This is a genomic window from Thermofilum uzonense (assembly GCF_000993805.1).
GTDB classification, from domain to species: Archaea; Thermoproteota; Thermoprotei; order Thermofilales; family Thermofilaceae; genus Thermofilum; species Thermofilum uzonense.
Genome location: NZ_CP009961.1, coordinates 358,968 through 372,978, shown reverse-complemented (window position 1 = coordinate 372,978; position 14,011 = coordinate 358,968). Strand labels below are relative to the sequence as shown.

The following is a 14,011-nucleotide window of genomic DNA, read 5'->3' as shown; positions in this document are numbered from 1 at the left end:
ATCGACATCTTCGTCTTCTTAATCCTCAATGCGTTCCTCCCGTGGATAATCTACATCATGCCCGAGAGGAGAATCAACAGTGTTTGAGGGAGCTGCGGGGTGTCTATCAGCCACCAGCTGTGAAGTAGTGAAGGTGAGGGCGGTAATCAACAAACCCGTGACCCGCCCTAAGGAAACCCCAACCCTCCAGGGTGCGGGAGGTGTAGTCTTTTCAGGTGTAGAACAACGTAAAGGAATAGATCGGCAATGATTAGTGAGAGTATCCCAAGTAATCCTAGGCCAAGTAACGTTTCTCGCTGGAAGGCTGGGAGATTAGATGCTATTAGGGTTAGAGGCCATAGCGCGTTGAATGCTCCGTGCAGTGAAGCCGCTGGTAAGACGCTTTTCGCATGACTTGTGAATAGTAGGAGTGGATATGTGAGAACTATGCCGAGAGGGATAAAGAACAAGAGCCCAAATATTCTACTAGCAGGGTAATTGTATCCTAGTAAGAGGATTGCAGGTGCATGCCACAATGCCCAAATCGTACCGATTATTATAGTGTTTTTAAGGTTAGGTGTGTAGCCGAGCTGCTGGTACAGGTATCCCCTCCAACCGATTTCTTCTCCAAGGGCGAAAAACGCGTTAATGGTTATGGCTGCTATATATGCATTGACCGTAACAGTCGAATACGCGATCCTTTCAGCAAGATCTCGTAGATCTCCCTCCATTAATTGCGGGAGCTGGCTTCCCAGGACTTCTCGTATTTTGTTTACATAAGAATTGAAGTCGAAGAGCCCTAGTGGCTCAGCTATACCGATGTAGACCCCAAGAGCAACATATACAAATAAGGGAGCAGCTAGGAAAAGAATAATGGATCTCTTGTGTATTGCCAAATGGCTCTTTAACGTCGACCACGCATTCTCACCGAGAACCCTGAGAGAGATAATGGTTGCTATAGTGACAATCCACATTCTGGAAAAAGCCCACAAGTTAAGTGCGAGACGGTGCTCATAGCCTTTCGTCGCAAAAAGAATGAAGTCGACTAGAAAAGCGAGGAGATAGGCTAGAAGAGTGAATAGTAAAACCCTCTTGAACGTCGTATTATCCATAAGTGATTCATGTATGCGAGTCCTGTATAAGGAAATATATTGCTTTCCCTGGGTTATTGAAAGATATAGTTTCTGTAAAACGAAAAGTTTAAAAATCTCTCGTTTATCATACGTGTCGGCAGGTGGTCTAATTTAATGAGTTGACTCAAAGCTTCCTTCTCGAGCGGAAGCCGATCAACCGAGGTTATAGTTCGACCCGCGCGTTCCCGTGACGCCGAGTGCATATTTCGTATTCACCTGAAATCGCTTGAGGGGCTCGACGAGGAAGACCTCGAGTGGTTCAAGGCCATGATTGGCGTTCGTTCGAGACGACGGAAAGTCCTAGTGGCAGAGGTTAACGGGAGGGTCGTAGGCTTCATAATTGCCTACAAGTACAGGGAGCTTGCTTATATTGACAGTCTAGCTGTGGATCCAGATTACAGGGACATGGGTATCGGGGGCAAGCTCATTCAGGCCGTGGAGGAACTCTTAAAGCGAGAGGATGTTGAGAGAGTCGCGTTGAGCGTTAAGGAGGGCAACCTTAGGGCCTTGGACTTCTATCTTAAGAGGGGGTACAATGTGAAAGGAGTCATCTTGTTCCTCGCGGCAGATCCCTCACGTCTAGTCGAGATGCCTATGAATGCTTTTACACTAAAGCTTAAGAAGGCTTCCTCGATAAGGAGGCTTAAAAGCTTCAAGCCTACAACTTGGTGGAGCACGCTTACCGAGCCTGTAGACAGGATGGTGTATAAGAGGTACTCAACTGGTGAGAAGGCCCTGCTTGTCTACAGGGGGACCCGTGTAAAAGGGCTTGCAGAGTTCTCCATGGACGACGAGCTCTTCATAGACTATGTAGCTCTTTCTTCATATAGTTCTATCGACGCACTATGGGCCCTCCTTAACGGGTTACGCTCCATCGCGCTTCAATCTGATATCCATCTTATAACGATACCCGTTGACTCTACTAAGGAGAAAATTGTAGAAGAGCTCTACAAGGCTGGTTTCCGCGCACACAAGACAGAATATCTATTGGAAAAAGATCTTGGCGATGGCGGGCGTTAGAGAACACGAGTTATTTTTGTTCTACGAGGGAAAGTTATTAGATATGAAAGGTACTGTTCATTTTTGGCTGATTGCACTTAAAGCTGCCATGTGTAGTGGGTAAACTATTGGTGATGTGGTTAGAAGTGGGTGAGTCGCGTACTGTAGCTTTACGATGTCATAGGCTGTGAGGTTGCTCTGGATTGCAGCCGCTGCATAGTTAATCATCTCGCCAACGGATTCGGGCCCTGCAATTTGAACTCCTACAAGTCGTAGATCACCCTTCGAGAAGAGTGCTTTAAACTTTATCTTGGAGACTCCGGGAAGACTAGCTGGGTGTCGGTTGGGTGCCTCCACTGTGACGGCTATCACCTTCAAGCCGAGCTTTTCCGCCGCGCTCTCGGTGAGTCCCGCTGCAGTGAGGGCTGTTCCAGCGATGGTAGTGGAGAAGACTGGCAGTATTCCTTCGCAGCCTTTAGATGGATTTACCCCCGCTATATGCATTGCTGCAACTCTGCCCTCGAAGACTGCTAGGGTTGCAAAGTATGCACGGATGGGTTTCCCGGTGAAAAAGTCTCTTTTCTGGGCTATGTCTCCCACCGCGTAGATGTCAGGGATGTTTGTACGCATGAAGGAGTCCACGATAACGTGTCCCTGCTCGTCCAACTCAATACCGGCCTCTCTGGCTATCTCGGTATTTGGTGCTACTCCTACCCCGATAAGAACAGCGTCTGCATCCAATTGATTACCATTGCTCAGGAGTACCTTTTCAACTTTTCCGTTCCCTAATATCTCCTTTACCCCCGTTTTAAGGTGAAACTTTACTCCCTTAGCCTCTAGATTCTTCCTGGCGATTTCTCCGAACTCCTTGTCAAAGGAAAGGGCCAGAGCCTCGTCTAAAACCTCAACGACGTGTATTTCACGCCCCTTTGCCAGGTCATCCGCATACTCCATTCCCACGAATCCCGCACCTATTATCACGATGCGTTTCGCATTCTTTAATACCTCTAGGGCCTGAGCTAGAGGTTCTCCTTCCTTTGATATGAGGACGACGCCCTTCAAGCCAATACCCGGTATGTTTAGCTTCGCAGGGCTTGTTCCCATTGAAAGAACTAGCTTGTCATAGTTGATCTTCCTGCCGCTCGAAGTTAGCACAAACTTCTCTTCTGGGTTAATCTTAACGACTTCGTCTATTAGGAGCTCTGCGCCGGAGCTTGTAAGTATTGAGTCAGGGATAAGGCACCCCTCTAATGAGCCTATAGTCTCTACAATGTATGGTACGGAGCAGGGCACGGGTTGTGACTTTGTCCTCCTTATTACTAGAACCTTAAGGTCTGAGCGGAGTGTTTTCAGTGCAAGGGCTGTTGCAAGCCCACCGGCACCTCCACCAACAATTACAACGTCGTATCTTTTAGTTGCCATATGGCATCGTTGGCTTGAGCGTTTTTCCGTATTAAGGCATTTGTTAATACATCATGTTACATATCGCGGAATATACTCCTGTGGGCCAGCATGATTAGAACAGTGATATGTAAGCTTTTACTAACGGCTCATAGGCGAAGCTTATATTTTGGGAGGCTGAATTAGTACAAGAAATAGGTAATGAAGCCAGGAGCTACAGACGTCAGAACCATTGAAGAGTTAGAAAGAACCTTCAGGGGGAGCGAGGAGCTAGCACGGAGGTTATCCAGAGTCATCCATGAAAGGTTTAACCAGGCAAGGAAAGTACTCGGACTTGACAGCATCAAGATTATGAACTTCTGTGGCACTCACGAGTGGACTATCGTTCATTTTGGCTTGAGAAGCTTGATGCCGAAGGGGCTAGAGCTCGTAGCTGGACCCGGGTGTCCAGTCTGTGTTACACCTTCGAAATACATTGAAGATGCTATAAGGCTGTCACTTGACGGTATCCGCGTCTACACTTATGGAGACACCTACAAGCTTCGCACAATAAATGAGGTACGTGGCGTCACGTCTCTCGAGGAAGCTAAGGCAATGGGTGGTGACGTCAAGCTTGTGTTGAACATCCTAGAAGCTATCAAGGACTCGAGGAATAATGGAAAGGAGGCTGTTTTCCTAGGTATAGGCTTTGAAACGGCTGCTCCAGCATACGCTCAGGCCGTTCTAAGCGGTAAGATGCCCGATAACTTAAAACTTTTAAGCCTGGCTAAGCTGACGCCCCCCGCAATGTTTTACGCTATGGATATTCTCCGCGAAAAGCCACCAGAGCCCCCCGTTATGGGGGTCATCGCACCGGGACATGTGTCGACTATAACAGGTGCTAAGGCATGGGAGCCTGTGGCCGAAAATTACTCTGTGCCCGTTGTGGTCTCAGGGTTTGAGCCCTTGGATGTCCTGTTGTCCATAGCCGAGATCCTCCGGCAAATTATTTCACGAGAAGCGAAGGTGAAGATCGAGTATACGAGGGCGGTCACCTGGAGCGGGGATTTAAAGGCGCAGGCTATGATACATAAAGTATTCGAAACGGTTGACGATGCTTGGAGAGGTATAGGCTTCTTCCCGTTAAGCGGTCTAAGGTTACGCGACTCTTTCGCGAGGATGGATGCTTTCAAGCAGTTCGGGATCAAGGAGATCAGGCCAGAAGAGTGGAGAAAGGACACCCCGCCGGGTTGCAGGTGTGCGGAGGTGACGCTCGGGAAGGCTAAGCCCACAGATTGCCCCATGTTCTTAAAGAAGTGTACACCCGAAAAGCCTTATGGTCCATGCATGGTTTCCCTCGAGGGAACGTGTGCTGTATGGGCGAGGTTTGGTGGTGGGGGAGTAGCAGATGAAATCGCCAGAGAGCTAGGATTGTAAATTTTTAAGACGAATATAGTTTAATGAAAAAATAATATTAGCTTGCTATACATAATTAAAACCAGGAGAAAGGTATTGAGCCTAGCTCAGCCTCCAGAGCCTGTAGAGATAAAGTTGAGAATATCTGAGCTTTACAAAGCTCTAAGTAAAGAGCTCGGCAATAGAGCTCTGGGCTTAGCCGTGTGGAGCGGAAGCATACTCGCCCGATACCTGTGGGAGTACTGGGGACCAGAGCTTAGAAGGCAAGGAATCTCCTGGCCGCGCTTCCTCTCATTCCTGAAGTCTTATACTGGTCTAATCGCGAGATGGGCTATAGATGGGAGCCTCTCCTGGGAACAGCTTACTGAACAGGTAGCGGAAGGTCTGAGAGGGAGTAGGAGAATGGGGTTGGATAGGTACTTTTCCCAGCCTTGATTGCTAAAGCTATAATTTTTTGACAAAGCTTACGATCAGCTGGTCATAAGTGTCAGGAGTATAAATATCTACGAGCGAGCCGCTCTGCATCCTAGCCACTCTGTCACAATACCATATTAGCTCAAGGTTGTGAGTAACCATTACAATGGTTATGCCGTACTCCTGGTTTAATTTCCTGAAGACATCCATGATTACCTGAGAGTTCCTCGCGTCTAGGTTCCCCGTGGGCTCGTCCGCGAGAAGTATCCTAGGCCTTCCGACTATAGCTCTGGCTATGGCCACTCGCTGCTGCTCTCCCCCACTCAACTGGGTAGGGTATTTAAGCGCAGCGCTCTCAAGACCCACCATTCTCAAGGCTTCTAGAGCCATTTTCCTCCTCTCATCCCTCTGGATTCCTTTTTTAATTAAGGGCAGTTCGACGTTCTCGATCACTTTCAAGCGAGGAACCAGGTAAAACATCTGGAATACGAAGCCTACGATCTCGTTCCTGTATCGGCTCAGCGACTCATCGCTCCTGAGGCTAGAAATCTCCCTCCCAGCGACTATTATTTTCCCGCTGGTAGGCCGGTCGAGACCCCCTATAAGGTGTAACATGGTGGTTTTTCCGCTACCACTTGGCCCCACTATTGCAAAAAACTCTCCTTGTCTCACGCTCATTGAAACATCGTTTACTGCAATTACGGGGCCTGAGGCGCTATTGTATATTTTGGATACATGCTCAAGGATAATTATCTCACTCATACCTGAGCGCCTCCACAGGGTTAAGGGAAGCCCCTCTACGTGAAGGGATATATGCTGCGAGCGCGTTCATGAAGAGAGGTAGAAGTGAAGAGAGAGCCACGACGCTTGGCGTGAGCGTCAGCCCTATTTGAAGGGTAAACATAGGTATTTTTACAAACATTGAGAGAATCAGGGCAAGTGAGAGACCTATCACTATTCCAATTGTTGATATTATGATAGCCTCGAGAAGGAATATTATGAGCACGTCCAAACTCGTGTAGCCCAGCGCCTTCAATATGCCTATCTCCTTTGTCCTCTGAACAACACTGATTGTTGTGCTGTCAAATATCCAGAGGGCTGTCACACCCATGCCGACAGCCGAGACCAATCCGATGAAAGTCTCAAGGGCTCCTACAAGTGCCGTGAACTGGCTCACCATGGAAGCCGCAGAAATTATATTGGATCCGGGAGGGGCAACCGCCCTAACTTCCTTTGTTATCTGATCCAGCCTTGATAGATCCCCAACCAATATTATAACCGCTGCATAGTTTCTAGTGTTGGAAACATAGGTAAAGTAGGTGGATGGATCCATGTATATATAGGCAGTACCGCTTGGAGGCCCCACCGAGCCCCCCATCATGCTTGAAGACTGAACCATGAGACCTGAAACCACTAGCTGGATGCTCTTTGACTTGATACGTACCACGAGAGGGGAGCCGACGTCCAGGATCCTTTGCCCCGTATTCGGGTCACTCCAAAGGTTGTATGATACGAGTACGCCTAGCCCGCTCGGCTGTGTAGACCCCTCAGCCACTACTTGACGCATATCTGAGACGCCAAGGAAATCGGGCAGGCGTTGAGGGTCTATAGCCACCAAGGTGACTGGTTGCTCGCCGGAAGATGTGATCGTAACACCAGTAGTAGTTGCAAGTCCAAAGGCGTCCTTCACGCCGGGTATCCTTTTAAAGTAGGCTATGTCCGCGTCGCTGAAACCTCCTGTATACCCGCCTGTCACGATTATACTGTTAGCGGCTATTGTCCTCTGAAGCTGTTCCACAAAGGTTTTCTGAAAGCTCTCGCCTATTCCCAACGCTAGGCTCAGGGCTAGGACAGCTATTGTGACCCCGATTATTGCGCCGATCGCCCTTCCGCGTTTCTCCTTTAGACTTGTGAAAGCCAAATAGAAGTACTCCGAGAATCTCAACTCCCGGCACCCTTCTTTGACCTACGCTTATAAAGGTAAACGCCCAAAGCGACTAATAGGAGGAATAATCCACCTAGGAGCAACGAGGTGGGGTTGGCGGAAGTCCGGGGCGAGCTGGTTGTCGACGCGGAGGGTTTAACTACCTTGACGAAGGACACACGTTCCGCAGAGCCCTTGTTACCATAGGCATCAACGTATGTAACCAGGAATCGAACCTCGTAGTCGCCTTCTTTTAGTGCTTTGAACGAGAAAGGTACGCTCGTCAGAACCTGTGGGTTTAGCTGGCCAAGGTAAGTGTAAAGTGTCCTTGACGAGACGAGGCCTTCACCAGGGTATGCTGAGACGTTTACGGCGTAGACCGGGTAGGTTCCGTCGTTTATGAGGCTCAAGGCAAACACAACGTTAGAGCCCACCTCAACTGTTTGAGGGACAACCTCAATCGACGTGATGGTTACCGACGACCTTTGAAGAATGAATAAGGTGAATGATCCCTGGGTGTAGGTTAGGCCGCTGCCAGGCGTGTTATATATTGCTTGGTAGGATACAGGTGTGCTCGTTGAGGCGGTGCTGGGTACCTCTACCCTTACAGGGAATGTCTTGATCTCACCGGGGTTTAAGTCTCCAATCCCCAGTACGGAGGGTGTAATTGCCAAGGGAGATCCCTGAAGGTTGAGTATGACCTGCAGGTTTTTCGCGGTGATCGAGCCGAGATTTACCACCCTTAGCGTTATCTTGTTTGTCGCCCCGGCGGTAACTGTTGCAGGATCAGGGATCACTATTATGCTCTGACCCTGGGTAGCGTAAAGCGGTATGTTGAAGGTAGACGACCTTGCATTACCCGTACAGTCTACGTATGATAAAGTAACTAATAACGCTGGAAAGCTGGATTGTGGAACAAGCTGCAAGGGTATACGTATCCTTGAGCCTCCTGCAAGTAAGCCGACATTATAAGATAATGGGACAGTAATGTTTAACAGGGTTACTCCCTGACCATTTATACTCACAGTGACATCTCGCATGTCAGAGATCCCCTGGTTAGCGATCTCTATCACAGCGCTGTTTATGGTATTCATGTAAACCATTTGAGGACTTACGCTTACTCTCGGATCGGTGAGCCAGCACGCAACAAGCTCCGTGTTTATCAAAGTAGATCCTCCCATCTGGGTGTTCATACCATAAGCGTCATCCCAGCTATCCTGCCAGCTGACAAGTATCCCTACCGGGCAATGAGTCGTAGCGTTCGTACCGTCAACCGTGAAGGTTGCTATCTTTGTCGTGCCAGGCCTCCAAGACCCTAATAGGACTGGCTGACCTGAAAGCACAGAGGCGTTACACTGTGGCTGAAGTGAAATGCTTGAGCCTAAAAGGGTATACCTACCGTAATATGTTACGGCGACAGTAACTGTCTTTGTAGTTCCTGAAAGGTCCACTACGCTTATGCTTTCTATCGTGAAGATATAAGTGGCTCCAGTCCTAGTGCTAGATTGTGAAGCTTGAGGAATAGGGGCAGAATATACCCCTTGTACGGCGATAGTTGAGAGGATAATAAGTAGGAATACGGCTGGGCGGCTCACCTTACTCTCCCTGATGATGTTTTTCCTCATATCGGACACCGATACAAGCGACGGTAGATTAATAAATCTTATGAATTTGAAGCCACGTTCTCGAGCTCTTTCATTATCCTCATCAATTTCTCCTTAGCTTCTTTGTTTAGCTTGTTCTGTGCAACGTAATCCTTTAGGAAATCAACATAGCCTTCTATCACTCTGATCACATCCTCTATTGTGGCCGGTTTAATTCCGAGACCACACTCCTCGACTTCAACGAGGCCTTTATCCGTCAAGCTGTATAATTTTTGTCCATTAACAATAGTGTGCTCTATTAGGCCCTCATTTTCGAGTTCACGAAGTAGAGGATAAACACTTCCCGGAGAGGGCCTCCATAATCCACCTGTTATAAGTTCGACTTGGTTTATTATCTCTATCCCGCTCATGGGCCTGTTTCTCAATAGAGTCAAGACTAAAACACGCAAAGGGTTGCGAGCAAACCTGGTCAAATACATGTGCATCGTATATCGGTTTCCGATACCGATACTCATTTAAAAACGTTCACTGGGATAGCTGTTAAGAGTGTACAGGTGGAGCTGAGTGCTTGCAGTTGAAGCGAGAAACATCTCAAAGACTTTCATAAGCCGTGAGCGTTCCTCATTTTACAGGGGTAGAAAGAAGGTCGTCGAGGCTCTGAAAAATGTCTCGTTTGAGATATCTTCTGGAGAAGTTTTCGGCCTTCTGGGTCCCAACGGAGCCGGTAAGACAACCATGATTAAGATCCTAAGCACGCTCCTATTGCCGGACTCAGGCGAGGCTTACGTCAACGGATACGATGTAGTTCGAGAGCCGGAAAAAGTCCGTGAAAGCATAGGTGTAAGCCTTTACAGTGACCGCGGCTTCTACTGGAAGCTCAGCGGCAGGGAAAACCTCCTCTACTTTGCAAGTCTTTACCATCTTGAGCCCGGCTGGGCTAAAGATAGGGTTGATGAGTTGTTATCTCTACTCGGCCTTGAAGAGGACGCTGACAGACTAGTCGAAGAGTACAGTACGGGTATGAAGTCTAAGCTCAACATCGCTAGGGCATTGCTTCACGACCCCCCTGTACTCTTCCTAGATGAGCCGACAATAGGCTTAGACCCGAACTCTGCTAGGAAGATCCGGGAAATCATCTTGGAACTAAAGAAAAAGGGCAAAACAGTGCTTCTGACAACACACAACATGTTTGAAGCCGACGTGCTGTCAGACCGAGTTGCCATTATAAATAAGGGAAAAATCCTGGCGGTCGGTTCTCCCTCAGATCTGAAGAGAAGAATATCAAGCAAAAGCATTCTTGAAATAGAGTTGATTGGAGTTAAAGATAATGGTGCATTTGAAACTCTGAGAGGTCTTGATGGGGTGGTTAGCATGGCTCATCAGTGGCTTGACCCTTCAGCGGGCAGAGTTGATTTAAAGGTAATACTCGACGAGAAAGGGTCACTGAGAGAGGTGCTCGAACACCTACTCAGGACCGACAATAAGATGCTTAGTGTGAAGAGTATAGAGCCTACTCTCGAGGATGTATTCGTTTATTACACTGGTGAAAGACTTGAGAGCCAGGCCTAGGTTCCTCTACGCAGCCTTGTTTATCAGCATCTTGATGAAGGAGACGAAACTGTTCACACGCTATGTCGGAAGCCTTTTCACGATTATGGCTATGCCATTCATGATGTCATGGCTCTTCATGGGTATAGGCTATGCTGTGGCCGGATACTCAGCCCTGGACAACTTTACCGTTAACACAGGGGTCAAGAGTCCACTATTGTACTTTACCCTAGGGGGAGTCTTGATGATATCTAGTATGATCATGGTGGAGAACATGTCTAGTGTAATTCGTGAGGAACAACTCATGGGCACCTTCGAACTACACTACCTGACCCCGAACAACACAATTCTCGTCTGGATATTCCACGCGGTAGCACAGTCGATTCTCATCCTAATAGTATTCACTATCGACTTGACAGTTGTCGTCGCACTACAGGGCTCGCTATTAAGCCCACTCGACTGGCTGGTTGCTTCCCTAATTATATTACTCGGTCTTCTCCCCCTAGCGGGTATAGGCTTAGCGGTGGCAGCTCTCACTATGAGGTTTAAGGAAGTATGGGCTGTTGCAAGCACTATTAATTCTTTCATAGCAATGTTATCGGGATTCTTCTACCCGTTGGAAGTCTTCCCTGGCATAGTCAGGCTTGCCGCCTCTCTACTGCCAACTACACATGCGTCTCAGCTTCTCAGGCAAATAATTCAAGTGTCAGCCACCAGCCTTGACTTCCAACAAAAAATTGCAATCATGCTGGGACTTAGCCTACTCTACTTAATCCTGGGGAGGTTTGTATATGAGAGATGGGAGGTCGAGGCTCGTAGTAAGGGAGAACTCGCGAAATACTAGGTTCGTTAAAGGTCCTAGAGCGCTACTTGTAGAACTCTCATGGGTGTCCAGAGTAGCCCTGAAGATCTACCTTAGATACCCTGCCTGGATCATAGCTGACATCATAACTGCGCCCGCGTGGCTCGTTCTCTTAATCTTCCCGGTTTTGATGTTTCTACCCAAAAGTCAATGGAGCAACCCCCTCGTGTTAAACTCTTTCTTATGGGCTATGATCCTCTGGGACATAGTCTCATATGGCTTATGGAGCTTCGGAATGGCTATTCGCCGAGAACAACAAATGGGTACTCTAGAGTTTATCTACCTGACAAACGCGAACAGAGTGTTGATTTTCGCTAGAAATATTTTCGCACGCATCATCAGCTTAACCTTAACGATAGCCTATACCTACGTTTTCTTCAAGCTTCTCTTTAACATTCAGGTCATCATCTTTGACCCGCTTCCAGTCCTACTCGTACTTCTCCTTGGACTATTCACTTCGATGGGCTTCGGCCTCTTATACGGGGCTCTCGTCTTACGCTTTAAGGACGCGGGGCCTCTAAATAACATCCTTCAATTCATAATACTGGGTATCTCGGGAGTTTTTTACCCGGTTTCCAGCCTGCCGGAGAGTCTTCGTGTTGTCTCGATGATCCTGCCCTTCACCTACATCTCTGAAATTCTCAGGTATCACGCGTTGGGAATGCCTACTTTGATCCCCGTCAAATGTGAGTGGATAATACTTGTATTGTCGACGCTCCTCCTAAATATGGCTGGATTTATTCTACTTAATCTAATCGAGAAAAACTCAAAGAAAACGGGTGAGCTAGCCAAATATTAAGGCCAGTAGAGTTTACAGACGTGCCTACAGTATTCCCGTAGAACATCTCCAAAGTTCTGAGCGTTAAACTTTAGTTTTGAGTAATTGGATGTGAAGTGTTTGTTTAATGACTGCACGTTTCCCGTATAAGCCAAGGAGACACCAACTAGAAGTAGCCAAGATAATATCAGAGCAGATTAAAAGAAAGAGCATAGTTTTAGAGGCTCCCACGGGTTTCGGTAAGACACCTGTAGTAATACATGCATTGCTCCCCTTCCTTGAGAAGGGTGGAAGAATTGTATGGGCTGTGAGAACGGGTAGCGAAACTGATCGACCGGTGGAAGAGTTTAAAGTTTTCAGGGAGAAAGCTGGTGTTAGGCTAGTTGCTCTAGGTCTCCGCGGTAAAAAGGATATGTGTCTCCTTGCCAAGCGATTCGGGGAGAATCTTGACTATTCAGAGGTATCATATATTTGTAGCCGCGAAAAGAGTAGGTGTCCCTACTATAAAAAGCTAAGGGAGGGTGTTGATCTTCAACTTCTAATAGATAAAGGCGCCTTAACCTACTCCGAGATATACAGTTCGGCGAGTGCTATTGGCGTATGCCCCTATTTCCTCCAGCGTGAATTACTACGAGTTGCAGACGTTATCTCATTGAGCTACAACTACGTTGTTGATGAAAGTCTGAGCTGGAGTGTCAAAGGAGTCTTTCCCTTCAAGGAGTCCATACTCGTAGTAGACGAGGCCCATAATCTTCAAAACCTGAACCTAGGGGGAGATACGATAACAGAGGGTACTATGGAGCGTGCTTACAGGGAGGCTGAGGAAGCAAAGGACGAGGAGGTCGCTGAGTTTATAGAGGCTGTACACCGAGAGGTTCTCACGCGTTACGGTAAACTAGAGGAAGAGGAAAGCGATATCTTCAGCCCGGAATCACTTCTACCCGGAAATTATGAGAGAATGCTTGTGCGTGCACTAGAGTTAGGAGAAAGAATTAGGGAGAAGAGGTTCAAGGAGGGGAAGAGACCTCAGTCGAGTTTATACCATTTTTCTACCTTCTTTGAGACGGCTCTGAAGCTTCAGGGAGTTGAGGGCATAGCCCACATAGTTGAGAAACTCAATGGACGAATCTACCTCAACATATGGGACATGCGAGCTGGCGAGATACTCTCAAGCGTGTGGAAGTCATTCAAGCGTGTCATCTTTATGTCTGGAACCCTGGCTCCTGTGGAGGCTTTTGCGGAGACGATTGGTCTCAGGGACTATTACGTTATTACTGTTCCTAGCCCTTACGATGAGACCAACGCATCAGTTTATTTAGTCAAAGACCTCACAACTAGAGGAGAGGAGCTCAGCATCGAGATGGCTGACAAGTATGTTAAAGCCATCGTGAAGACTCTTTCAAGGATAAAGCGGAACACAGCGGTCTTTACTGCAAGTTACAGAGTGCAGTCCAGGCTCGTCCAGGCCGGTCTCCTTGATAAAGCCGAGAGTCTGGGCTATGAGGTTTTCCAGGAGAGACGGGACATGACGGGCGTGGAGGCATCAGAGATGCTCCGAAGGTTTAAGGCTCTTGCGAATACCGGGAATGGTCTTTTGGTTGCGCCAATGGGGGGACGCTTTGCTGAGGGAGCAGATTATCCTGGCGAGGAGCTTATGTGTGTTTTCCTGGTAGGCATACCCTTCGAAAGACCCACGACAAAGACAAAACTGTATATTGAATACTACCAGAAGCTTTACGGCGAGGAAAAAGGACGCTTCTATGCGTACGTTTATCCAGCGATAAGAAAAGCATCTCAGGCTTTGGGCAGGGCACTCAGGGGACCAAGAGATCAAGCCGTGCTGATTCTTGGAGATTACCGCTACCAAAACTATATCGCCTTGTTCCCTGACTATGTGCGCGAGCTTGCTCGACCCATTACTCACGACCGCCTCGATGCGATCGAGCCCCCGTGGGATCGGGTGAAACTGTAGGG

The 14,011-nt window shown here is 48.0% G+C and carries 14 protein-coding genes; 7 read left to right on the top strand and 7 right to left on the bottom strand.

Annotation, left to right across the window (positions count from 1 at the left end; all coding sequences use genetic code 11):
* Positions 1 to 18 precede the first annotated feature (18 nt).
* On the bottom strand, positions 19 to 153 hold the full coding sequence (locus MA03_RS08975; protein ID WP_257719666.1) for a hypothetical protein: 135 nt from the start codon (positions 151 to 153) through the stop codon (positions 19 to 21).
* A 14-nt stretch (positions 154 to 167) separates the two neighbouring features.
* A complete protein-coding gene (locus tag MA03_RS02005; protein ID WP_052883672.1) occupies positions 168 to 1,091 on the bottom strand; it encodes a CPBP family intramembrane glutamic endopeptidase in 924 nt (307 codons plus the stop codon).
* A gap of 186 nt (positions 1,092 to 1,277) precedes the next feature.
* Between MA03_RS02005 and MA03_RS02000 the strand changes: the two genes are divergently transcribed.
* The gene (locus tag MA03_RS02000; protein ID WP_394326352.1) at positions 1,278 to 2,132 is read left to right on the top strand and encodes a GNAT family N-acetyltransferase; all 855 of its coding nucleotides are present in this window, start codon (positions 1,278 to 1,280) and stop codon (positions 2,130 to 2,132) included.
* Between the two features lie 57 nt (positions 2,133 to 2,189).
* Here the strand turns inward: MA03_RS02000 and MA03_RS01995 are convergent, their stop codons facing one another.
* The gene (locus MA03_RS01995) at positions 2,190 to 3,533 is read right to left on the bottom strand and encodes an FAD-dependent oxidoreductase (RefSeq protein ID WP_052883670.1); all 1,344 of its coding nucleotides are present in this window, start codon (positions 3,531 to 3,533) and stop codon (positions 2,190 to 2,192) included.
* A gap of 180 nt (positions 3,534 to 3,713) precedes the next feature.
* Here MA03_RS01995 and hypD point away from each other — a divergent pair, with 180 nt between their 5' ends.
* Entirely contained in the window at positions 3,714 to 4,928 is a 1,215-nt protein-coding gene (gene hypD / locus MA03_RS01990; protein WP_052883669.1) for a hydrogenase formation protein HypD, read from the top strand.
* A gap of 75 nt (positions 4,929 to 5,003) precedes the next feature.
* Positions 5,004 to 5,342, top strand: coding sequence for a hypothetical protein (locus tag MA03_RS01985; protein ID WP_191118663.1), 339 nt, complete (start codon positions 5,004 to 5,006; stop codon positions 5,340 to 5,342).
* A 9-nt stretch (positions 5,343 to 5,351) separates the two neighbouring features.
* Here MA03_RS01985 and MA03_RS01980 read toward each other — a convergent pair whose 3' ends face one another.
* Genes MA03_RS01980 through MA03_RS01965 form a run of 4 tightly spaced genes read right to left on the bottom strand, consistent with a single transcriptional unit; the run spans position 5,352 to position 9,334 of the window.
* Positions 5,352 to 6,083: an ABC transporter ATP-binding protein gene (locus MA03_RS01980; RefSeq protein ID WP_052883667.1), complete on the bottom strand. Its 732-nt coding sequence runs from the start codon at positions 6,081 to 6,083 to the stop codon at positions 5,352 to 5,354.
* Positions 6,076 to 7,266 (bottom strand): ABC transporter permease, encoded by a 1,191-nt coding sequence (locus MA03_RS01975; protein WP_052883666.1) that lies wholly within the window; start codon positions 7,264 to 7,266, stop codon positions 6,076 to 6,078. Before MA03_RS01975 ends, MA03_RS01980 begins: the two co-directional genes overlap by 8 nt.
* On the bottom strand, positions 7,263 to 8,870 hold the full coding sequence (locus tag MA03_RS01970; RefSeq protein WP_191118662.1) for a COG1361 S-layer family protein: 1,608 nt from the start codon (positions 8,868 to 8,870) through the stop codon (positions 7,263 to 7,265). The genes MA03_RS01975 and MA03_RS01970 overlap by 4 nt, the downstream gene beginning before the upstream one ends.
* A 38-nt stretch (positions 8,871 to 8,908) precedes the next feature.
* The gene (locus tag MA03_RS01965; protein WP_191118661.1) at positions 8,909 to 9,334 is read right to left on the bottom strand and encodes a PadR family transcriptional regulator; all 426 of its coding nucleotides are present in this window, start codon (positions 9,332 to 9,334) and stop codon (positions 8,909 to 8,911) included.
* A gap of 79 nt (positions 9,335 to 9,413) precedes the next feature.
* On the opposite strand from MA03_RS01965, the gene MA03_RS01960 reads away from it, so the two are divergent.
* From MA03_RS01960 to MA03_RS01945, 4 genes are all read left to right on the top strand, one after another.
* Positions 9,414 to 10,418: an ABC transporter ATP-binding protein gene (locus MA03_RS01960; RefSeq protein WP_052883663.1), complete on the top strand. Its 1,005-nt coding sequence runs from the start codon at positions 9,414 to 9,416 to the stop codon at positions 10,416 to 10,418.
* Positions 10,402 to 11,241 carry an ABC transporter permease gene (locus tag MA03_RS01955; protein ID WP_191118660.1) on the top strand — a complete coding sequence of 280 codons (840 nt, stop codon included), beginning with the start codon at positions 10,402 to 10,404 and terminating at the stop codon, positions 11,239 to 11,241. Before MA03_RS01960 ends, MA03_RS01955 begins: the two co-directional genes overlap by 17 nt.
* Positions 11,189 to 12,058 (top strand): ABC transporter permease, encoded by an 870-nt coding sequence (locus MA03_RS01950; RefSeq protein ID WP_191118659.1) that lies wholly within the window; start codon positions 11,189 to 11,191, stop codon positions 12,056 to 12,058. Before MA03_RS01955 ends, MA03_RS01950 begins: the two co-directional genes overlap by 53 nt.
* Before the next feature lie 106 nt (positions 12,059 to 12,164).
* Entirely contained in the window at positions 12,165 to 14,009 is a 1,845-nt protein-coding gene (locus MA03_RS01945; RefSeq protein ID WP_052883660.1) for an ATP-dependent DNA helicase, read from the top strand.
* Positions 14,010 to 14,011 lie beyond the last annotated feature (2 nt).

Bases quoted from the DNA above. Each gene is read 5' to 3' on its own strand.
- MA03_RS01950 (WP_191118659.1), top strand. From the start codon at position 11,189: ATGAGAGATGGGAGGTCGAGGCTCGTAGTAAGGGAGAACTCGCGAAAT.
- hypD (WP_052883669.1), top strand. From the start codon at position 3,714: ATGAAGCCAGGAGCTACAGACGTCAGAACCATTGAAGAGTTAGAAAGA.
- MA03_RS01995 (WP_052883670.1), bottom strand. From the start codon at position 3,533: ATGGCAACTAAAAGATACGACGTTGTAATTGTTGGTGGAGGTGCCGGT.
- MA03_RS01980 (WP_052883667.1), bottom strand. From the start codon at position 6,083: ATGAGTGAGATAATTATCCTTGAGCATGTATCCAAAATATACAATAGC.
- MA03_RS02005 (WP_052883672.1), bottom strand. From the start codon at position 1,091: ATGGATAATACGACGTTCAAGAGGGTTTTACTATTCACTCTTCTAGCC.
- MA03_RS01945 (WP_052883660.1), top strand. From the start codon at position 12,165: ATGACTGCACGTTTCCCGTATAAGCCAAGGAGACACCAACTAGAAGTA.
- MA03_RS01970 (WP_191118662.1), bottom strand. From the start codon at position 8,870: ATGAGGAAAAACATCATCAGGGAGAGTAAGGTGAGCCGCCCAGCCGTA.
- MA03_RS01965 (WP_191118661.1), bottom strand. From the start codon at position 9,334: ATGCACATGTATTTGACCAGGTTTGCTCGCAACCCTTTGCGTGTTTTA.